Genomic DNA, 19220 nt, shown 5'->3' on the forward strand with positions numbered 1-19220 from the left:
AGGGACCAAAAGCCTTCGCGGCAGCTCATGGGAGTGGCCGGCTTTGCCGCTGTCGGGAATGGCTCGGTGTTGCGGGAGTTGTTATCGGCTGTGGTCGCCGGGCGCGTATCCGCTCCAGGGTGATCCGGCTTCTGCTGCGATCCTGGTGGTGCTGGTGTGGTGGTAACCGCGGCCCTGGGCCACCACCGGCGGCGGCATCTGGAGGACGAGTTGTCGGATCGCTGCGGTTCTGCCGGACTGGGCCGGGACCCCGATTTCCTGCAGCAGATCGCGGATGCTTCCCGGGTCCATGGGTTGCCCGGCCCGGCGCCCCGGGAAGAGCCATCGGGAGGCCGGGTTGGCGGCGGTGGTCATGTTGGGCCTGTCTTCGAGGTATGCCCGCAGTAGCCCGGCCAGCGGTTCCGGAACCGGAGTCGGCGGTTCACCGAGGCGCAGCAGGGTGTGGTCTCCGTAGTTGAGGATGTCGTCGGTGGTGAGCCGGACGATCCGGCTTACCGGTTGGGCGTAGAGCAGAATCAATGAGCCGGCGACGCGGGAGCGTAGCGGCAGGGTTTCGTCGGTGACCAGGCGCCGGAGAGCGGCGAGCCGGTGATGCTGTCCCATTGGGGCAGGGTTTCCCGTGGACCGGACGGGGATGGTCATGGCGGGCATCCGGCCGGTCTTCATGCACCAGCTCAGGAAGGTCGTGGCGGGTCGGCGGGTGGCGTGGTTTTCGCTGTGCCAGGCGTCGAGGTCGGGTTGCCGGCAGTGTTCGGGGAGAGCGCCGCGGCCGGTGAGCCAGGTCAGGAAGGAACCGGCCTGGATCAGCTGCTGCCGGGCCGCGTATGCCGGAGAGTTGCCCAGCGGTCCTTTGCCGGCTTTGGCCCGGAGTTTGCGGAGTTGGTGCCAGGTGGCGAAGCGGTGGAGCACCCGGGTGTGTTCGGGGTCGCGACGGCGGCCAGATGCCCGGTGAGCCATCTCTCGAAGAGCAGGAGTTGCCGGTCGACGGCGGGCAGGACCCCGCACTCCAGGAGTATGTCGCGCAGGTAGGCGGCGGTCCGCCAGTTCGGCAGTTGCTGGAACGCTTCGTGGGTCAGAGCGAGCCGGCCTGAGGCGAGGTCCTGCAGCAGGGCCCGTGGCTGAGCGCGCGTCAGCCAGGCAAGCCCGCTTTTGGTCCGTTGCATCGTCAGCATTCGGTCGAATAGTGGTGCCAGGGGCGGGTGGACGCGGCCGGTGCCGTCATCCAGGAGCGCGCTGAGCCGGTCGGTGAGGGTGCATCTGGGGCAGAGCCGTCCGGCGAGCAGGGGCCCTTCAACCCGGCAGCGGTCGCAGGAGAAGTCGCGGGTGATCCCTGCACATTCCCTACAGACCGGCATCCCTGAGGCGTCGCGGCCCGGCAGCAGCCGTTCGCTCCGGCAGCCCGGGCAGGATCCATGTGTGCGTGTGGCCTTGTCGAAGCACGTCCGGCAGATCGGGCCGTCCGACCAGTTCGCCGCTTTCGCTGCTTGCCGGCCGCAGCGGGCACAGATGCGTATATGCCACCGCTCATACTTCTCGCGGGTGTCGTAGGCGGGACTCACTGCTCGGGGGTAATCCTGGCCCGCTTGGGCCGGATGGTGGCGGCAAGGTCCACGACCTCGGCACCCGCGCCGGCCGTGCGGTGCGGCGTCACGGCCTCCGCCCGGGTGGCGATCAGCTCCGCGGGGGTCACTTCCAGAATGCCGCAGAGCGCGGCGAGGACCGGCAGCGAGAGCCGCTCGGGGATCTGGGTGACCAGCCGCCAGGCCTGCACCGAGGACAGCTCGATGCCGCGCTGGGCCAGCAGGGGGGACAGATCCGAGGCAGTGAAGATCCCCCGGGTAGCCATCACCTCGCGCAGCCGCCATTGATAACTGATGTGTCGTTTCATCGGGCTTTCCTCACCGGCCGCAGGGCGGCCTCCATCGTGGCGTCCAGGGTCCTGCGGAGAGTTCGGGTGCGGAAGTCAGAGGAGACGCAGGTGTAGATCGAGGTGGTCGACGCGTGCTCGTGGCCGACCTGTTCCTGGACGAACCGGGCATCCCAGCCGTCCTCGATCAGGTGCGTGACGTAGGAGCGCCGAAAGGAATGGAAATCCAGACCCTGATCCAGGCCAAGGCTGTCCCGGTAGGTGCAGAAGCGGGTGTTCATCTGGGTGAAGCCCACGCGTGACGAGCGTTCCGAGGGCCGTAAGGCTCCGGGGCCGGCGGTGGGGATCAGCGGGCGGGCCTCCTCGGCCCATTGCTGCAGGATTTCCGCTGACCAGTCGAGGACCGACAGCACGCTGCGGCGCTTGGGCGGGGAGCCCTTCTTCGCCTTGCCGTGGCGGACTGAGGTGTACTACTGATGTGAGACACAGTTTGAAAGGATTGTGCCCATGTCTTCCCGTCCTACCTATTCCGATGAGTTCAAGGCCGATGCCGTGAATCTTGTCATTTCCTCCGGCCGTTCGCCCGCCTCAGTTGCCCCCGAGTTAGGGATTTCCGTGACCGCCCTGAAGCGCTGGGTGCAGCTGCATCGGGAAGGAGAGTCCGGCACCGGCGTCAGGCCGGATGATCCGGTTGATCCCGCGAAATACAAGGCGTTGGAGGCCCGGTTGCGGGAGCTGGAAAGGGAAAATGATTTCCTGAAAAAAGTGTCGGCGTTCTTCGCCAAAGAACAACGGTAGAGGACCTCTACCGGCTTGTTCAGGAGAAGAACGCCGAATTCCCGGTGGCCTGGATGTGCGTCCGGCTGGGCGTTCCACGGGCCTCGTACTACCGGTGGCTGGAGCAGAAGGAATCAGCGACGTCTGCCCGGCACCGGGAGCTGACCGGACTGGTGAAGGCGATGTTCGATTCCTCGGACGGGATCTTCGGCCACCGGATGGTCCACACCAAACTCGCCGCCACGGGCGTGGAGGTTTCCGTGGGCACGGTCGCTGCCATCATGGCCGAGAACGGCTGGGCGGCCAAGCGGATGCGCGCGTTCAAACGCACGACCATCCCCTCGGACCCGGACAAGGTCTTCGTGGACCTCATCGGCCGGGACTTCACCTCGGAGGTCCCCGGCACGAAGCTCGTCGGGGACATCACCTACCTGCGTACCGGAGAGGGCTGGCTCTACCTGGCCACCGTCATCGACCTCTGCACCCGCATGGTCGTTGGCTGGGCCATGGCCGATCATATGCGCGCCTCCCTCGTCACGGACGCGCTGAAAATGGCCAGGGACCGCGGACACCTGGCCCCGGATGCCATTTTCCACAGCGATCGCGGCACGCAAGGCGTATTCAACCGATCGAAGCAACACCTGATCACGGAGGTGTTGGATGTCGGTTCGAAGTCGTCAGAAGGAGGTACGGGCGTATCGGGGGCATATCCCTTCGCCGGGTCGGCCGTCAGTGGCTTGGCGCGAGGACCGGGTACGGTTCTGGGTCGCGATCGCCTCCGGTGCGAAGACCAGGGACGCCGGCGTCGCGGCGGGCGTGTCAGAACCAGTGGCGCATCGCTGGTTCCTGCACGCTGGCGGTGTGAATCCTCAGCTGGCCCCGACACTGTCCGGGCGGTATCTGTCCTCAAGTGACCGCGAGGACATCGCGTTGTGGCGTGCGCAGGACTGCGGGGTGCGGGAGATAGCTCGCCGCCTGGGCCGAAGCCCATCGACGATCTCGCGGGAGCTGCGCCGGAACGCGTCGACGAGAACGTATCGGTTGGACTACAAGGCGTCGACAGCGCAGTGGCACGCCGAACGACGAGCCCGCCGTCCCAAGACCGCGAAGCTGATCACGAACGGCGGCCTCCGCGAGTACGTTAACGACAAGCTCAGCGGACACGTCAGATCGGTCGATGGGGATCAACTCGGCCCGGTCGGTCCGGTCTGGGACGGGAAGAACAAGCCCCATCGGGAGGACCGCGAATGGGTGAGGGGCTGGAGTCCCCAACAAATCGCGAAACGCCTGCCTATCGAGTTCCCGGATGATCCAACGATGCGGATCTCGCACGAAGCAATCTATCAAGCCCTTTACGTTCCAAACCGAGGCGGACTCACAAGGCAGCAGGCGTGGCACCTGCGCCGAGGGCGCACCAAACGCACACCACGAGCGCGAACACGACAGCAGGCCTGGGCGCACGTCACCGACGCCACAACCTTGAAGAAGAGACCCTCCGAAGCCGACGGTCGGAAAGTCGCAGGCCACTGGGAGGGAGATCTCATCATTGGTCTCAACCGGTCAGCGATCGCGACTCTGATCGACCGCACGACACGTTTCGCCATGCTCGTCCATCTGCCCCGACAGAAGGGTTACGGACTGGTCAAGCCAACAAAGAATGGGCCCGCATTGGCTGGCTACGGGGCGGTCTCGATGAAGAACGCACTCGTCCGGACCTTCGAGCCACTCCCGGCAAACCTACGCCGCTCCCTGACCTGGGACCGCGGGAAGGAGATGTCCGCGCACGCCACTCTGACCCAGGAAATCGGATTGTCGGTCTACTTTGCCGACGCGAAGAGCCCGTGGCAGCGCGGGAGCAACGAACATCTCAATGGGCTACTCCGGCAGTACTTCCCGAAAGGCACCGACATCTCCCGCTGGAGCATGCCAGAGATCCAAGCTGTTGCCGACATCATCAACAACCGGCCGCGCGGCGTCCTAGGATGGCGCACCCCAGCGGAAGCCTTCGCGGACCAGCTAAAGTCAGTTCCAATAGCAACTGTTGCTTCGATCGGTTGAATACGCCCAATACACCTCCCGGGAAATGGGCGCCTGGTGCACCGGTAACGGCGTCCGGCAGTCCATGGGTGCCACCGGGGTGTGCTGGGATAACGCGGTCGCCGAGTCGGCGTTCTCATCCCTGAAGAACGAGTTCTACCACCACCAGAGCTTCGCCACCCGCCAAGACGCCCGCCGGGCGACCATGCGCTACATCGAGGTGTTCTATAACCGCTGGCGACCCCACACCCACAACGACGGCCTGCCGCCGGCCACAGCAATGGCCAACGTCAAAACCCAAAACCAGCCGCTAACCGCGGCCGCCTAACCCCGAAAAAACCAACCAACTGTCTCACATACTTGACACACCTCAGGACGTAGAGGACGCCGTACTCCCCGAACTCCGGGCCCCGGGGGTTGCGGCCGAAGTCCACCACATCGAGCATCCGCGCCTCGTTGCGGCGCAGGCCGAAGGCATACGCGGTCTTGAAGAGCATCGCGTCACGGAACGCGGGCAGCCAGCCCTTGCGTCCGCGCCCGCGCACCCGGCCGACCTGTTCGTCCGCGTGGTCGAAGAATGCCTGCAGTTCATCGCGGGTGAAGGCACGCTTGGCCGGGTCCGCCTCCGCTTCCTCGACATGCACGGCGGCGTTCCACTCGTGGATCACCTGCACCGGGTGGGTACCGAACCGTTCCTGGCAGGCCTCGGCCCAGCCGTAGGCGGGGTCGGTAACGAAGTCACAGAAGGAGCGGATGCTCCCCTGGTAGTTCCGCAGCGTGGAGCGGCGCAGGTTCCGGACCGAGCGCAGATCACCCAGCCACTCGTCAACCATCTGCGGTGACCAGGCCCATGGGAAGGCATCCGCGTGGCGGGCGAACGCCCGCACCGCCTTCTCACGGCCCTCGATCGTGGAGAACGCCAGGTTCCGGGCGAGCTGCTGGTTGCGCCACCCGTTCAACATGGCCGTGAAGACCTGCTCGTCCGGCCGCAGCAAGGGCAGGCCTCCGACCCTGGACACGGCATGCTTTACAGCTCTGACCTGCGGAAACGTTTCAAGTGCAGAAGGTTACCGGGCACTCCCACCAGCCTTAGCGCCAGTTTCCCGCGCATTGGTCCAAATGGCTGCAATTTCATTAGGTGTACTACTGCGGTTGGGCCAATGCAACGTCTACGGATGTTTAGGTGACTGCTCGTGCTGACCAGGGCAAACTTCCCATCGCGGTCCAGGGAAAGCCGCGCCAGCGTGGTCATCTTGATCCTTAGCGCTACTTTCCCGCGCATTGGTCCTCGACCCCCAGACAGCGTCCAGCTCCGCAGAGGTCTCGATTCCCTGGGCAGTCACGACTGCTCGCCTGGTCGACGGTGGCCAGGTCCGCACCGCCAAATTGCGTCTCAAGGTCTGGGCTTTGCCGGTAGGCAGCCCACAGCGCGGGCGCGTCCTCCAGCGTCCAGGGGCGAAGTTCGACGGTCATAGCTCTTATCGTGCCCGACGAAAGGCGGGCGCCATGAATTTGCCCGAAAGCGGATCCTTCACCGCTCCCAGTACGACTCACGGATGAGTGCTGCGGCTTTAGTCGTGTTCAGGGTGCAGGGTTGCATCTGCATCGGTCTCAACCCATCGGGTGAAGGTGGTCGTGAAGTTAGCCCGAGTGGGCGAGGCACAAAATGGGCCGACCTCGGCACTTACTGTTTCATCCAGAGGAGCAACGCGGATGAGCCGGAAAGACTCATCCCCGGCGCGGGCCCTGATGGTGACGGCGTTACCGGCCCTGCTTAGCCGCACTGTGATTTCCCGATTGATCCACTCAGGGACAGGTGCCACCGACCAGTCGGAGACCCATGTGTTACGACGGCCCCGACCTGTGGGACTCCGTCGGACACCTCCACGCCGGCCTTGATCCAAGAAAATTCCGAAACGTGAAGATAGATCCCCGCCTGGTCGAACTGCTCGGTGTAATTCAGAAGGAATGAAACCTCCACCGCCCCCTCAGCGGGCAGCGGTGCCAACAGGGCATGCGCGCTGTCATGGACGAAGCCGTACGAGGTGTGCCTCCACGCGTCACTGTTCTCGGCTGCGGTTACCCGCAGAGTCCGACCATCCGCGACGACACGCACGGGCGGGTTGCGCCACCTTCCCCGGGCCCAGGAATCGTGTGCTTCCTTTATCACTTGTGTCACGTCAGATCCCCTAAGTCGCTCGTTCAGTCCGTAAGCCCTATTCAAGCAGTGGCACATCCAACACAACGGCGATTGCCCGTTGACCGATCGGCTATGGGACAGGCGGTCATTGCAACAGGAGGTTTTCGATCAGTTCGATCGGTTTCTTGAACTCTAGTCTTTTGCGTGGTCGGTCGTTGAGTTCCTGGGCAACCCAGTCGAGGTCTGCGGGGCTGTGGATGCTCAGGTCGGTGCCCTTGGGGAAATATTGGCGCAGCAGGCCGTTGGTGTTTTCGTTGATGCCGCGCTGCCAGGGCGAGTGTGGGTCGCAGAAGTAGATGTCGAGGCCGGTGTCGATCTTCACGGTTTTCCAGCCCTGCATCTCGATGCCTTGGTCCCAGGTCAGGGAATGCCGCAGCGACTCGGGGAGTGTCTTGATCTTCGCTGCCAGGGCGTCACGCATCTGTTCTGCTTTATAGCCATCCGGAAGATGAACGAGCATCGTGTAATTAGTGGTCCGCTCGACCAGCGTTCCAATCGCGGACTGATTCCCTTTGCCGATGATGAGATCGCCCTCCTTACGATTTTGTTGTGGGTGATTTCGGAGCTGTCGTAGTGTTTGGATCACCCTCGGGTGGCGGGTATGGCCCAGATCTCCCTGCCGCTTGGACGGCTCACTGGGAATGGCCGCCCGCTGCCCGCCGATGACTCGACCGCTGATTGAGACTTACGACATTGATCGTTGGGTAAGGACGTGCCGGCGTGGTTATCGACAGGGACCAACAAATTGGAGCTGATCGAAGGGACCGAAAGACATGCCGGACGTGTGGGCAGGAATCGACTCGGGCAAGAGCGCCCATCATTGCGTTGTGATCGATCAGTCCGGGACGGTGCTGCTGTCGAGACGGGTTGAGAATGACGAAACCGCGCTGCTCGAGCTCATCGCCGCGGTCGCGGAGAGCGCGGCCGGTGGTGAGATCTGCTGGGCTACGGATCTAAACGCCGGCGGCGCAGCGCTCCTGATAGAGCTGCTGGCAGCACACGCTCAGCACCTGCTCTATATCCCTGGGCGGATCGTGCATCACGCCGCAGCGACGTATCGTGGGGATGGAAAGACCGACGCGAAAGATGCCAGGATCATCGCGGATCAGGCACGCATGCGCACCGACCTGCAACCCGTTCGCAGTGCGGACCAGATCAGTGTGGACCTGCGGATGCTCACTGCCCGCCGCACCGATTTGGTCTGTGACCGTGTCCGGGCGATCAACCGGCTCCGGGCCACCTTGTTGGAATACTTCCCCGCACTCGAGCGGGCCTTCGACTACTCCAAGAAGGCTCCTCTGACCCTTCTGAGCGGCTACCAGACCCCTGAGGGTATCCGCCGGATGGGACTGGCCCGACTCGCCGGATGGCTCAGGAAACGCGGCTGTCGGAATAGCGCCAAGATGGCTGAAAAAGCCGTAGCCGCCGCGAATGCCCAGTCCACCGTCCTGCGAGCCCAGTCCATGGGCTCGGCCCTCGTGGTCCGGCTGGCCGAGCAGATCCACGCAACCGATGTAGAGATCGCCGATGTTGATGCCCAGATCACGGATCTCTTCGGGCAGCACGACAGCGCCGATGTTTTGCTGAGTATGCCAGGATTCGGACCTGTACTCGCCGCAACCTTTCTCGCGAACATCGGCGGCAACCTGGACGGATTCGACTCTGTAGACCGGCTCGCCAGCGTCGCCGGCCTGGCTCCGGTCCCACGTGATTCGGGACGGATCAGCGGAAACTTGCACCGGCCGCGCCGCTTCAACCGCAGACTCCTCCGAACCTGTTACCTCGCCGCGCTCTCAAGCCTGAAAAACAGCCCCGCCTCCAGAACCTACTACGACCGGAAACGCGACGAGGGAAAGTCCCACAAACAGGCGCTCATCGCACTCGCCCGACGCCGCATCAACGTCATCTGGGCCATGCTCCGCGACCACACCGAATACCGTGAGTGAGACGGCCCCCACCATTTGCGTCCAGGCTGCTTGACAACAGCATTGAGATTCCCAATGCCCGGGCACGGCCCGGTCCTGAACTTCGGGGGGACGCTCGGAGATATTGATCATTCCGGGGATCCGGTTCTTCCGCTGGCCGGCCTTGCGGCAGGGCTGCCTGATAGCCCGCCCGGTGCGCAGGCACGCGGTCAGATCGCGCTTCAGCGCCCCGCGGGACTGGAGGTAAAGGGACTGGTAGATCGTCTCGGGTGACACCCTCATCTCCGGCTCATCGGGGAACCCAACCCGGAGTCGTCCTGCGATCTGCTCGGGTGAGTACTTCTTTTTCAGGTCATCTTCCACCTTCGCACGCAGCACGGTGTTCGTGTGCAGTTTCGCTGGTTTCGGACGCGAGGCCCGCTCATAGGCCAGTGCGTGCGCTGAGGTCCCCCGGTAGGGCATTCCTGCCACCGAGTTGCGCCGCAACTCCCTGGAAACCGTGGAGGCCGCTCTGCCGACCACGGCTCCGATCTGCCGCAGAGATTGCCCCTGGGCGCGCAGTATTGCGATCTCCTCGCGCTGGGCGAAGGTCAGGCACCTGCCCTTCAGATCACGGCCCCGCCGGGGCCTGACACCACCGGCCTCGGCCAAGACCCTACGCCCGGTACGCCGGCTCGTATTGATCGGAACCACGGCATCGGTGATGAAATCACCCGCCTGCATCCCGGCCCAAAAAACCTGCAAGAGATCAGGCCTCAAATGAATTGAATACCCCGCCATAACAACACCCATCCGCTAAGTGTTGCAATCACCGCGAGAACCCAAGGATCCCTCACCGGACAACCCGCATGGTTCCCGAGTTGCTAGCTGAACTCTGCGAGGACTACATGTGCTATTCCGATGCTGCGGGAGAACTGATGCCTCGCGGCGGCCGCCATCCCTCCTGTGTCCTGATTGCCTTTTGAATACGCAAGGTGATCTCTCGCAACTGGCGTCTTTGAGCGGCCGTTAGCGGGTCAAGGACCAGCCTTCTGACGGTGTCGACATGACTCGGAGTTGCCTCATTGATCACCTTGCGGCCGGCGTCGGTGAGAGTTGCTCGGGTGGATCTCCCGTCCCTGGGGTCCTGGGAGCGCCGAACCCAGCCCCGGCCTTCCAGCCGTGACACTGCGCGAGACAGTCGCGACAGAGAGCTGTTGGCAAAGCCGGCCAGATCACTCATGCGAAGTGTCCGATCAGCTGCGTCAGCCAATGCGAAGAGGATGCCGTACTCGAAGTGTGTTAGGTCAAAATCTTGCACCAACGGCGCATCGAGCGCAGGCGGCAACCACTCCAAAACGGTAGCCAGTCCCGCCCATGTCTCAAGGTCCTCACCGGCTAGTTCTACTGGAGGGCTGCTATCAGTCATACGACCAGAGTACGAGATACAGCCGGGTTTAGCTGCGCATTTAGTTGACTGAGCAATCATTTACTTGTAGCATTTGGTTTCCCAAGCAAGTAAAAAATGTGAGGCAACACAATCATGGACATGCAGTTAGCGGCCAATCGGGCCTTCATTAGCGGCGCTACCCAGGGCATTGGCTACTCGATTGCGAAGGCGCTGCTTCGAGAGGGCGTGTCTGTCATCATCAACGGGCGCGATGAGAGCCGGGTCGAAAGCGCGGTGGGCAAACTTAGGGCAGAGGTGCCCGGCGCGATCGTCTCAGGCATTGCTGCTGACTTTCGCAACCCTGCGGAGGTACAGCACCTGCTGGGTTCGCTCGAGGACATCGACATCCTCGTGAACAATGTCGGACTCTTCGAAGTGAAACCCTTCGGGGAAATCTCCGATGATGACTGGGGGCGCTACTTCGATGTGAACGTTATGAGTGGCGTGCGGCTGTCACGCGCAGTACTTCCCAAAATGGTGGACGCCGGATGGGGCCGGATCATATTCATCGGCAGCGAATTGGGAGTAAACATCCCTGCCGACATGACCCACTACGGCGTGACCAAGGCAGGACTACTCGCCTTGAGCAACGGACTTGCCAAGCTCACCCGTGGTACTGGTTGGGCCCCCGTTAGCAGTCCAGCGTCTATGCGATAGCTAATTGGTTTTCTTGCGTCCAGGTTTCCCAGTAGCGCTTCGGCGTCATGCCGTCCAGGGATCCGTGGGGCCGTTCATGATTGTAGATAGCTTTCCATTCCTCCGCCAAATACTTGGCTTCGGCCATGCTGTCCATGATTTCTCCGGAGAGTTGTTCCCTTCTGAATTGGGCGTTGAAGGATTCGATGAAGCCGTTCTGCCAGGGTGATCCCGGGTCGATGAATGCGGTGTCGACCCCGGCGGTGTCGCACCAGCTGACCAGTGCCTCAGCAGTGAACTCGGGCCCGTTGTCGCACCGGACGTAGGCCGGGGCGGTGCCGGTTTCGGCGATGATGTTCTCCAGCACCGCGACCACGTCGGCGGCTTTGAATGACCGGCGGGGGATGATGGCCAGCGCGGTGCGGGTGTATTCGTCGATGACGTTGAAGAACCGGATGTGCCGGCCGCAGGAGGTCACGTCGGACTGGAAGTCGAAGCTGACCACGTGCATCGGGTACTCGGCTGTGAGCCGTTTCTGCTCCCCGGCGCCGGGCCCGGTGCGGCGCTTCTTCCGCGCCCTGGGTTTGCAGGTCAGCCCCTCGTCGCGCCAGAGCCGGCGCACCCGCTTCCTGTTCAGTGCCACGCCGTCCCACTCGGGCTGTGCCAGCAGGTGCCAGCGGGCCTTCCGCCAGCCCCACGCTGGATGCTTCACCGCCACGGCGCGCAAGGCTGCGCGGAGCTGGATTTCCTCGAAACCCATGTCGGGTTTCTTCTTGCGGAACGCTGACCGGTTCTGGCCCAGAAGCGCGCAGGCGAAGCGTTCGGACGCCCCGAACTTCTCCACCGCCATGCGCACGGCACGGCGGCGGGGTCCGGGGCTCAGAATTTTCCCCGCGCGACCTCGTTCAGGATGTCGATGGCGAGTTCCTTCTCCGCCAGCAGCCGCTTGAGCCGGGCGTTTTCCTTCTCCAGCTCCTTGGTCCGTTTGGATGACTCGGCGTTCTTCTCGGACCCGTACAGGTTCAGCCAGCGATACCAGGTCGCCTCGGTGACCTGAAGTTCCTTGATGACCTCGACCATCGGGCGTCCGTCGTTGAGCATCTTCTGTCCCTGCCGGACCTTAGCGATGACCTGCTCGGGGGTATGTCTGCGTGCCATGATTCGTGAATTTCCTCCTGTGTCCATTCTCGGACACGAAACTCACACAGACACTGGACTTCTATCTGGGGACCCAACCAGTACCGGCGTTACGGTCAATACAATCCTTGGCGGACCCACCTATTCAGACGGCGTCGCCGAAACAATCGAGCAAATTGCGAAGACGCAGCAGCTCGCGACAAGTGAACTCAAGGCGGCCATCATCGGTGGAAATCAGACCTCGCTCCTCGAGCGGTTCATAGAGCCTGAAGAAATCGCAAACCTGGCAGTCTTCCTCGCAAGCCCACTCTCATCGGCAACAAACGGGGCCGCCATGCGCGCAGATGGAGGCGTACTCACTTCGATGCTCTGACGAACACGGTCATGCAACGACGAGTCGAGGCCCGCAAGGGGATCCTTGGGTTCTTGCGGTGATTGCAACACTTAGCGGATGGGTGTTGTTATGGCGAGGTATTCGATTTATGTAAGACCGGATCTTCTGCAGCTGTTTTGGGCTGGGATGCAGGCCGGTGATTTCATCACTGACGCTGTTGTGCCGATCAATACGAGCAGGCGGACTGGGCGCCGGGTCCTGGCCGAGGCCGGGGGTGTCAGGCCACGCCGCGGCAGGGATCTGAAGGGCAGGTGCCTGACTTTCGCCCAGTGTGAGGAGATCGCGGTGATGCGCGCCCAGGGATACTCGCTGCGCCGGATCGGGGCCGTGGTCGGCAGAGCGGCCTCGACGGTGTCCAGGGAGCTTCGGCGCAATTCGGTGGCCGGGTTGCCTTACCGGGCGACGTCGGCCCATGCTCTGGCGTATGAGCGGGCTTCGCGGCCGAAACCGGCGAAACTGCACACGAACACGGTGTTGCGTGCGAAGGTGGAGGAGGACCTGAAAAAGAAGTATTCGGCTGAGCAGATCGCAGGACGACTCCGGGTTGAGTTCCCCGATGAGCCGGAGATGAGGGTGTCACCCGAGACGATCTACCAGTCCCTTTACCTCCAGTCCCGCGGGGCGCTGAAGCGCGATCTGACCGCGTGTCTACGCACCGGGCGGGCGGTCATGCAGCCCTGCAGGAAGGCCGGCCAGCGGAAGAACCGGGTCCCCGGAATGATCAACATTTCCGAACGTCCCCCCGAAGTTCAGGACCGGGCCGTGCCCGGGCATTGGGAGGGCGATCTCATCATCGGCAAAGGGAATCAGTCCGCGATTGGAACGCTGGTCGAGCGGACCACTAATTACACGATGCTCGTACACCTGCCGGACGGGTACAAGGCCGAGCAGATGCGTGATGCACTGACCGCGAAAATCAAGACACTCCCCGAGTCGCTGCGGCACTCCCTCACCTGGGACCAAGGCATCGAAATGCAGGACTGGAAAACCGTGAAGATCGACACCGGCCTCGACATCTACTTCTGCGACCCACACTCACCCTGGCAGCGCGGCATCAACGAAAACACCAACGGCCTGCTGCGCCAATATTTCCCCAAGGGCACCGACCTGAGCATCCACAGCCCCGCAGACCTCGACTGGGTCGCACAGGAACTCAACGACCGACCGCGCAAAAGACTAGAGTTCAAGAAACCGATCGAACTGATCGAAAACCTCCTGTTGCAATGACCGCCTGAATCCGCCGATCCTCTACCGAACACCTCAGCGGATGGCGAGAATTGCTCCGTGCGATCGCTGCCCGGTGGTTGTCCGTGCGTGCGTCTCGACCACATTAAAGCCCGCAGCCACCAGTTCGTCGCAGAGATCCCCTACCGGCCACTGGTATGCCGGGACGACCGCGTGATCGAACCTCTCGACGACGTGACCATCGAAGAAGCCGATCAGCAGGGCGCCACCAGGTTTAAGGACCCGACTGAACTCAAGGAGAGGAGTGCGGATCGTGCCTGGCTCATAGTGAATCAGTGAGTACCAGGCGAGCACTCCACCCATTGACCCTGTGCCGACGTCGAGGGCGTCGAGGCTGCCTGTCCGAAACGGGATGCCGGGATAAGCACCGCGGGCGTGCGCAATGAACTCCGGAACCAGATCCACGCCGACTGCAGGGACCCCCGCTTCCCTGAGGAAGTTGGTCCAATGCCCCGGACCGCAGCCGGCGTCGATGACTGCACCCTCGATGCCATCCGCCCACGTCGCCACCAGTTGACGATCTGAAGGGTGCGCAGCACCGAGTGAAGCGAAGCGTTCGACGTATTCCACGGCCCGACGCGAATACGCTTCGCTGACAACGTTGATCATGCATTCGAGTGTAGGCAAGCTACGGACACGTGCCTGGTCGCCGATCCCTCTGCGGGAATCTGCGAGACTCGCCCGATGACTAAGTCGCGGCCCACTACATGTCCGGTTTAAGGAACGGCATACGGGACGTATCGCCCACCAGCAGTGAAGTCGTGTAAGACTTCCTTCATGGAACGAGTGGATCCGCAGTCATGTCGAGATGAAAGCTCGAATCTTCAGCAGTTTCTGGATTACCAGCGAGCGACACTTCTCCTCAAGACCCAGGACCTGGGACGCGCTGATCTGAACCGTCGACTGACAACCTCGACGTTGACTCTTGGGGGTCTGCTCAAGCATCTGGCTCTCGTTGAAGACGACTGGATTCAAGTTAGATTCTTGGGCAAGGATGAAAAGGAACTTGAGCCTTGGGGGAGTGCTCCGTGGGATGGAGACCGGGACTGGGAATTTCACAGCGCTGCCAATGATGACCCGCAGGAGCTGCGGGACCTATACAGGGATGCTTGCGCGCGAAGTCGCACCGCATTGCTCAACTGTTCCCTCGATGATTTGTCCGTGGGTACTGACCGGGACGGAAGCCAGTGGAACCTGCGATGGGTTCTTACGCACATTCTGGAAGAAACCGCCCGGCACAACGGTCATGCTGATCTCCTGCGCGAAGCAATCGATGGAAGTGTAGGAGAGTAACCGGTCGTTCCACATTCGCTCACATGATTCTTAGCACTGCGGTGAGTCAGACCATTGTCCGGAAACCGATCCACAACCGGGCGCGCGGTTGCCCGCCCCGGCAAACCCCATTTGGGCCCGTCACAGAAACTCACCGGTGAGTCTGCCGTGCAGAGCGGCTCAAAGCAAAGCCCGCCGCCGCCGCGACGACGACCCCTGTGAGGAAGGCCTGTACGGCTCCGATGGACTCCCACAGGAGCGCCCAAGGCACAAAGCCTGCGACGAAAACGATGATGGATCTGACAACTCTGTTCTTGGTCCCCATCGTTGAACGCTACCAGCGGCTGTTTTAGCCCTGTCTTTGATTGTGACTCTCAGCAATGGGGTTCGGCGTTTTCGACCGACACCGACAAGCGCTATTCCTTGCATGTTGCAACCTCATAAAGGGATCCTCCAGCGGTATTCCGTGCCATTACCTTCGTCGTGCGAGAATCGCCGCATGAATGTGGTTGGGTCCCCAGATAGAAGTCCAGTGTCTGTGTGAGTTTCGTGTCCGAGAATGGACACAGGAGGAAATTCACGAATCATGGCACGCAGACATACCCCCGAGCAGGTCATCGCTAAGGTCCGGCAGGGACAGAAGATGCTCAACGACGGACGCCCGATGGTCGAGGTCATCAAGGAACTTCAGGTCACCGAGGCGACCTGGTATCGCTGGCTGAACCTGTACGGGTCCGAGAAGAACGCCGAGTCATCCAAACGGACCAAGGAGCTGGAGAAGGAAAACGCCCGGCTCAAGCGGCTGCTGGCGGAGAAGGAACTCGCCATCGACATCCTGAACGAGGTCGCGCGGGGAAAATTCTGAGCCCCGGACCCCGCCGCCGTGCCGTGCGCATGGCGGTGGAGAAGTTCGGGGCGTCCGAACGCTTCGCCTGCGCGCTTCTGGGCCAGAACCGGTCAGCGTTCCGCAAGAAGAAACCCGACATGGGTTTCGAGGAAATCCAGCTCCGCGCAGCCTTGCGCGCCGTGGCGGTGAAGCATCCAGCGTGGGGCTGGCGGAAGGCCCGCTGGCACCTGCTGGCACAGCCCGAGTGGGACGGCGTGGCACTGAACAGGAAGCGGGTGCGCCGGCTCTGGCGCGACGAGGGGCTGACCTGCAAACCCAGGGCGCGGAAGAAGCGCCGCACCGGGCCCGGCGCCGGGGAGCAGAAACGGCTCACAGCCGAGTACCCGATGCACGTGGTCAGCTTCGACTTCCAGTCCGACGTGACCTCCTGCGGCCGGCACATCCGGTTCTTCAACGTCATCGACGAATACACCCGCACCGCGCTGGCCATCATCCCCCGCCGGTCATTCAAAGCCGCCGACGTGGTCGCGGTGCTGGAGAACATCATCGCCGAAACCGGCACCGCCCCGGCCTACGTCCGGTGCGACAACGGGCCCGAGTTCACTGCTGAGGCACTGGTCAGCTGGTGCGACACCGCCGGGGTCGACACCGCATTCATCGACCCGGGATCACCCTGGCAGAACGGCTTCATCGAATCCTTCAACGCCCAATTCAGAAGGGAACAACTCTCCGGAGAAATCATGGACAGCATGGCCGAAGCCAAGTATTTGGCGGAGGAATGGAAAGCTATCTACAATCATGAACGGCCCCACGGATCCCTGGACGGCATGACGCCGAAGCGCTACTGGGAAACCTGGACGCAAGAAAACCAATTAGCTATCGCATAGACGCTGGACTGCTAACGGGGGCCCAACCAAATGAGGACGAGCGGCAGATCAGGCAGCAGTTGATGCTCCACGAGGCTCTAGTGCATGCGATGGATCGGCGAGACGAGGTCTTCCAGGAGATCGAGGATTCACAGGACATGGACGAAGCGATCCGTCGGGTGGGTCAGCTGTTGGGCTTGGACGAGCACGGGAGCCGGGCGGTCTTGGACATGCAGGCTAAAACATTCACCCGAAACCGGCGTCAGGTCATCGCGTCCTACGCAGAAGAACTTAGATCAAGGTTGCCTGACCGGCTCTGAGGACTCCGCGCCCTCCATCAATTGCTGTTGCCTCATCGCGGCACGCGTTGCCGGCTTCCCGTACGCCGATCGGCTTACGGGCGGGCAGGACGTGATGCTACGTTTGACCGCAGTGACATTCTTACTTTCTCTGTGACCCAGAGTCGATGCAGCGGTTCCCGTTCGCTTCCCTCGGAAGCGGTGATCCCGTGTGCCCTCGAAGGGGACTCCCTCGCGAGTTCCCCTGGCACCCGGCCCCTCACCGAACTCATCCAGAGAAGATCACATGCCCTTCATATCGACCGACTCCGCCGCGCCCTCCTCACCTGCCCTGGACCGGGAATCACTGCGCCCTGATTGCGCCAACTGCTTCGCGCTCTGCTGCACCGCCCTAGGCTTTTCCCGCACCTCGGACTTCGCCATCGACAAACCAGCAGGAACTCCCTGCAAGAACCTTGCCTCCGACTTCTCCTGCACCATCCACGACAGCCTGCGCCCGCGAGGCTTCCGAGGATGCACTGTCTTTGACTGCTTCGGAGCCGGCCAAAACGTCTCCCAGAACCTCTTCCAAGGAATCAGCTGGAAAGCGGATCCAGCAACAGCGAAAGACATGTTCCCGTCCTTCAAAGTCGTCCGACAACTCCACGAAATGCTCTGGTACCTGGCAGAAGCTACCAGCAGGACCTTCGACCCGGACACCTCGCACCAGGTCAACGAGCTCAGAATGACAATTGAAATTGCGATAGCCGGAACGCAGAAGGTCCTCTCCCTGAACCTCGGCGACATGCACGCCCGGGTTCGGTCGGTACTCATGGACGTCAGCGAAGAAGTGAGGTTCTCATACCTTGCAACTGGTGATGATCATCTAGATGCTGCGCTTGTCCCGGGGGCAGACCTCATGGGCAAGAATATGAAGTCCAGGTCGCTGTGTGGGGCAGACCTTCGAGGCGCCTATCTCATCGCTGCGGACCTGCGAGACTGCGACCTCTCAGGTGCTGACCTCCTCGGCGCTGACCTCCGAGATGCCCGTCTCGAAGGAGCCGATCTTTCCAGAACCCTCTATCTGACACAGGCCCAACTCAGCGCCGCCCACGGCGACGCCCACACGCGCCTGCCCTCGGACTTCAGCAGTCCTACTCATTGGACCAAAAACAGCTTACGACGACACAGTGGTGCCCGCCGGCCGGCAACTACACAGCAGTTGCCGGTCAGTCAGCACCCAAAAACCTCCGGCGGAAAAGTGTCCGGTAGCCGATCCTTTACCGGACGTATCCTACAGATGACGCAGGTATCTCTCAGGCGAGACTAAGAACGCTCGCCAGTTGGAAATCAGGTGCAGGCGCTGCCGTCATTGATGAAGTACTCCGGTTGACCGATGGAGATGGATTTTGGCGGAGCGGTCGGGCGCGCGATGAGCGAACACGCCGGGCTGGGCCGTGCGTTGATTTCCCGCTCAGCTGCACGGGATGGCATGGACGGCGGGCCATACCGGGTCAATGCCTCCGATGAGATTGAGGACGCCATCGTTCCCATCCCACTCCAGGGTGTACGAGCCGCCGGCAACCGGTTCATACCCGTCGTCCGTGGTCCACGAGCTCCCGCGCAATCCGATCCCGCCGAACCTGACCGCGTACACTTCACCCCTGCCGGCGAAGAGGAAAGAAAACTCGCGCACGACGGCACGGCAACCGTTGGCTGCAGGAGGATCTAGAACGCGGTAGCTGGCGCCCAGGTCGCCGAACGCGCCGCCCAGGCAGATGAGGCACACAGCAAAGGCCACGATGCTGCGCAATAGCCGGACATGCGCTGCAAACGGTGGCACGTCAATGCAGCGAGCTGCCCAATTGGAGACCAGACGAAGTATCACGGAGGCGACCAGCAGCATGCCACTGACGGCCCAGAAAGTCAGTACAGTCCTGCCGATGACCAAAAGCAGCGCGCCAAGTTGTGCCACGGCGGTCATGGCCGCAAGCGCCAGGCACGCAGCCTCCAGGCGGCACAGAACCGGAATGTTCAACGAGCTCTTTACTTTTCCCCCGGTCCCCATGCGCTGAGAGTCTAGCTGTATCGATCCTCTGCCGCTGACCAGAGGCCAGTCTCACTTCACGATGAAATGACCGCGCCGTCGACGCTGGTTACCTCGCGCCGTACTTGATCCGTCCGCCAGCCCTACCGATGCAAGAAACGGTGCCCGCTAGCAGGTCGAGAAGCGCGCAGCCAGTCATGATTCCCGACTGACTCCGGGTTCGCATTTGAGAGTAGTGCCTGGCTGAAACCAAGATTGGGCTG

At 62.3% G+C, this 19220-nt stretch carries 19 protein-coding genes and 3 pseudogenes; 12 read left to right on the plus strand and 10 right to left on the minus strand.

Going from position 1 to position 19220, the window contains the following annotated elements:
* Nucleotides 1–81 precede the first annotated feature (81 nt).
* From QI450_RS06575 to QI450_RS06590, 4 genes are all read right to left on the minus strand, one after another.
* Nucleotides 82–909: a hypothetical protein gene (locus QI450_RS06575; RefSeq protein WP_226773768.1), complete on the minus strand. Its 828-nt coding sequence runs from the start codon at nucleotides 907–909 to the stop codon at nucleotides 82–84.
* On the minus strand, nucleotides 804–1163 hold the full coding sequence (locus QI450_RS06580) for a hypothetical protein (RefSeq protein WP_282360876.1): 360 nt from the start codon (nucleotides 1161–1163) through the stop codon (nucleotides 804–806). Before QI450_RS06580 ends, QI450_RS06575 begins: the two co-directional genes overlap by 106 nt.
* 392 nt (nucleotides 1164–1555) lie before the next feature.
* On the minus strand, nucleotides 1556–1888 hold the full coding sequence (locus QI450_RS06585) for a helix-turn-helix transcriptional regulator (RefSeq protein WP_226773766.1): 333 nt from the start codon (nucleotides 1886–1888) through the stop codon (nucleotides 1556–1558).
* A complete protein-coding gene (locus QI450_RS06590) occupies nucleotides 1885–2280 on the minus strand; it encodes a tyrosine-type recombinase/integrase (RefSeq protein WP_226773765.1) in 396 nt (131 codons plus the stop codon). The genes QI450_RS06585 and QI450_RS06590 overlap by 4 nt, the downstream gene beginning before the upstream one ends.
* Nucleotides 2281–2374: 94 nt before the next feature.
* On the opposite strand from QI450_RS06590, the gene QI450_RS06595 reads away from it, so the two are divergent.
* From QI450_RS06595 to QI450_RS06610, 4 genes and pseudogenes are all read left to right on the plus strand, one after another.
* On the plus strand, nucleotides 2375–2665 hold the full coding sequence (locus QI450_RS06595; RefSeq protein ID WP_226776254.1) for a transposase: 291 nt from the start codon (nucleotides 2375–2377) through the stop codon (nucleotides 2663–2665).
* Nucleotides 2666–2697: 32 nt separating this feature from the next.
* Nucleotides 2698–3255: pseudogene (locus QI450_RS06600) on the plus strand (IS3 family transposase); the annotation flags it as partial.
* A 49-nt stretch (nucleotides 3256–3304) separates the two neighbouring features.
* Nucleotides 3305–4702: an IS30 family transposase gene (locus tag QI450_RS06605; RefSeq protein WP_282468136.1), complete on the plus strand. Its 1398-nt coding sequence runs from the start codon at nucleotides 3305–3307 to the stop codon at nucleotides 4700–4702.
* A gap of 46 nt (nucleotides 4703–4748) precedes the next feature.
* Nucleotides 4749–5009 (plus strand): annotated as a pseudogene (locus QI450_RS06610) (integrase core domain-containing protein); the annotation flags it as partial.
* Here QI450_RS06610 and QI450_RS06615 read toward each other — a convergent pair.
* A complete protein-coding gene (locus tag QI450_RS06615) occupies nucleotides 4972–5700 on the minus strand; it encodes a hypothetical protein (protein ID WP_226774815.1) in 729 nt (242 codons plus the stop codon). The pseudogene QI450_RS06610 and the gene QI450_RS06615 sit on opposite strands and share 38 nt — an antisense overlap.
* A gap of 1266 nt (nucleotides 5701–6966) precedes the next feature.
* A pseudogene (locus tag QI450_RS06625) lies at nucleotides 6967–7416 on the minus strand (IS30 family transposase); the annotation flags it as partial.
* A 238-nt stretch (nucleotides 7417–7654) separates the two neighbouring features.
* Between QI450_RS06625 and QI450_RS06630 the strand changes: the two are divergent.
* Nucleotides 7655–8827, plus strand: coding sequence for an IS110 family transposase (locus tag QI450_RS06630; protein WP_226774816.1), 1173 nt, complete (start codon nucleotides 7655–7657; stop codon nucleotides 8825–8827).
* 871 nt (nucleotides 8828–9698) lie between these two features.
* Here the strand turns inward: QI450_RS06630 and QI450_RS06635 are convergent.
* Nucleotides 9699–10274: a MarR family transcriptional regulator gene (locus tag QI450_RS06635; protein ID WP_348994529.1), complete on the minus strand. Its 576-nt coding sequence runs from the start codon at nucleotides 10272–10274 to the stop codon at nucleotides 9699–9701.
* 54 nt (nucleotides 10275–10328) lie between these two features.
* Between QI450_RS06635 and QI450_RS06640 the strand changes: the two genes are divergently transcribed.
* Nucleotides 10329–10892, plus strand: coding sequence for an SDR family oxidoreductase (locus tag QI450_RS06640; protein ID WP_282468137.1), 564 nt, complete (start codon nucleotides 10329–10331; stop codon nucleotides 10890–10892).
* On the opposite strand, the gene QI450_RS06645 is transcribed toward QI450_RS06640, so the two are convergent.
* Nucleotides 10882–12029 (minus strand): IS3 family transposase gene (locus QI450_RS06645; protein ID WP_226776049.1). Its coding sequence is split into 2 segments (ribosomal slippage): nucleotides 10882–11765 and nucleotides 11765–12029, totalling 1149 coding nucleotides; the frame shifts between segments, so codons are not numbered across the junction. The two genes, QI450_RS06640 and QI450_RS06645, sit on opposite strands and share 11 nt — an antisense overlap.
* A gap of 19 nt (nucleotides 12030–12048) precedes the next feature.
* Between QI450_RS06645 and QI450_RS06650 the strand changes: the two genes are divergently transcribed.
* Together QI450_RS06650 and QI450_RS06655 are read left to right on the plus strand one after the other, a co-directional pair.
* Complete coding sequence (locus QI450_RS06650) at nucleotides 12049–12381, plus strand: SDR family oxidoreductase (RefSeq protein ID WP_282468138.1); 333 nt, start codon at nucleotides 12049–12051, stop codon at nucleotides 12379–12381.
* A 261-nt stretch (nucleotides 12382–12642) separates the two neighbouring features.
* Nucleotides 12643–13629 carry an IS30 family transposase gene (locus tag QI450_RS06655; RefSeq protein ID WP_282468166.1) on the plus strand — a complete coding sequence of 329 codons (987 nt, stop codon included), beginning with the start codon at nucleotides 12643–12645 and terminating at the stop codon, nucleotides 13627–13629.
* Between the two features lie 33 nt (nucleotides 13630–13662).
* Here QI450_RS06655 and QI450_RS06660 read toward each other — a convergent pair whose 3' ends face one another.
* Complete coding sequence (locus QI450_RS06660) at nucleotides 13663–14256, minus strand: class I SAM-dependent methyltransferase (protein ID WP_282361083.1); 594 nt, start codon at nucleotides 14254–14256, stop codon at nucleotides 13663–13665.
* Nucleotides 14257–14424: 168 nt separating this feature from the next.
* Here QI450_RS06660 and QI450_RS06665 point away from each other — a divergent pair, with 168 nt between their 5' ends.
* From QI450_RS06665 to QI450_RS06680, 4 genes are all read left to right on the plus strand, one after another.
* A complete protein-coding gene (locus QI450_RS06665; RefSeq protein ID WP_226773369.1) occupies nucleotides 14425–14940 on the plus strand; it encodes a DinB family protein in 516 nt (171 codons plus the stop codon).
* Between the two features lie 565 nt (nucleotides 14941–15505).
* Nucleotides 15506–16653, plus strand: a protein-coding gene (locus QI450_RS06670) for an IS3 family transposase (protein WP_226776049.1) whose coding sequence is annotated in 2 segments (ribosomal slippage) — nucleotides 15506–15770 and nucleotides 15770–16653 — 1149 coding nt in all. Because the reading frame shifts where the segments join, the coding sequence is not laid out codon by codon here.
* Nucleotides 16654–16742: 89 nt separating this feature from the next.
* Complete coding sequence (locus QI450_RS06675; RefSeq protein ID WP_282468139.1) at nucleotides 16743–16952, plus strand: DNA gyrase subunit A; 210 nt, start codon at nucleotides 16743–16745, stop codon at nucleotides 16950–16952.
* Nucleotides 16953–17217: 265 nt separating this feature from the next.
* On the plus strand, nucleotides 17218–18240 hold the full coding sequence (locus tag QI450_RS06680) for a pentapeptide repeat-containing protein (RefSeq protein WP_309485703.1): 1023 nt from the start codon (nucleotides 17218–17220) through the stop codon (nucleotides 18238–18240).
* Nucleotides 18241–18384: 144 nt separating this feature from the next.
* Here the strand turns inward: QI450_RS06680 and QI450_RS06685 are convergent, their stop codons facing one another.
* The gene (locus QI450_RS06685) at nucleotides 18385–18978 is read right to left on the minus strand and encodes a hypothetical protein (protein ID WP_282365204.1); all 594 of its coding nucleotides are present in this window, start codon (nucleotides 18976–18978) and stop codon (nucleotides 18385–18387) included.
* Between the last annotated feature and the right edge of the window lie 242 nt (nucleotides 18979–19220).

Source organism: Arthrobacter sp. EM1 (genome assembly GCF_029964055.1).
GTDB lineage: Bacteria > Actinomycetota > Actinomycetes > Actinomycetales > Micrococcaceae > Arthrobacter.

Coding starts and splice junctions, on each gene's coding strand:
- QI450_RS06580 (WP_282360876.1), bottom strand. CDS start 1,163: ATGCAACGGACCAAAAGCGGGCTTGCCTGGCTGACGCGCGCTCAGCCA.
- QI450_RS06585 (WP_226773766.1), bottom strand. CDS start 1,888: ATGAAACGACACATCAGTTATCAATGGCGGCTGCGCGAGGTGATGGCT.
- QI450_RS06595 (WP_226776254.1), top strand. CDS start 2,375: ATGTCTTCCCGTCCTACCTATTCCGATGAGTTCAAGGCCGATGCCGTG.
- QI450_RS06605 (WP_282468136.1), top strand. CDS start 3,305: ATGTCGGTTCGAAGTCGTCAGAAGGAGGTACGGGCGTATCGGGGGCAT.
- QI450_RS06630 (WP_226774816.1), top strand. CDS start 7,655: ATGCCGGACGTGTGGGCAGGAATCGACTCGGGCAAGAGCGCCCATCAT.
- QI450_RS06635 (WP_348994529.1), bottom strand. CDS start 10,274: ATGATTGCTCAGTCAACTAAATGCGCAGCTAAACCCGGCTGTATCTCG.
- QI450_RS06640 (WP_282468137.1), top strand. CDS start 10,329: ATGGACATGCAGTTAGCGGCCAATCGGGCCTTCATTAGCGGCGCTACC.
- QI450_RS06660 (WP_282361083.1), bottom strand. CDS start 14,256: ATGATCAACGTTGTCAGCGAAGCGTATTCGCGTCGGGCCGTGGAATAC.
- QI450_RS06665 (WP_226773369.1), top strand. CDS start 14,425: ATGGAACGAGTGGATCCGCAGTCATGTCGAGATGAAAGCTCGAATCTT.
- QI450_RS06675 (WP_282468139.1), top strand. CDS start 16,743: ATGGATCGGCGAGACGAGGTCTTCCAGGAGATCGAGGATTCACAGGAC.
- QI450_RS06680 (WP_309485703.1), top strand. CDS start 17,218: ATGCCCTTCATATCGACCGACTCCGCCGCGCCCTCCTCACCTGCCCTG.
- QI450_RS06685 (WP_282365204.1), bottom strand. CDS start 18,978: ATGGGGACCGGGGGAAAAGTAAAGAGCTCGTTGAACATTCCGGTTCTG.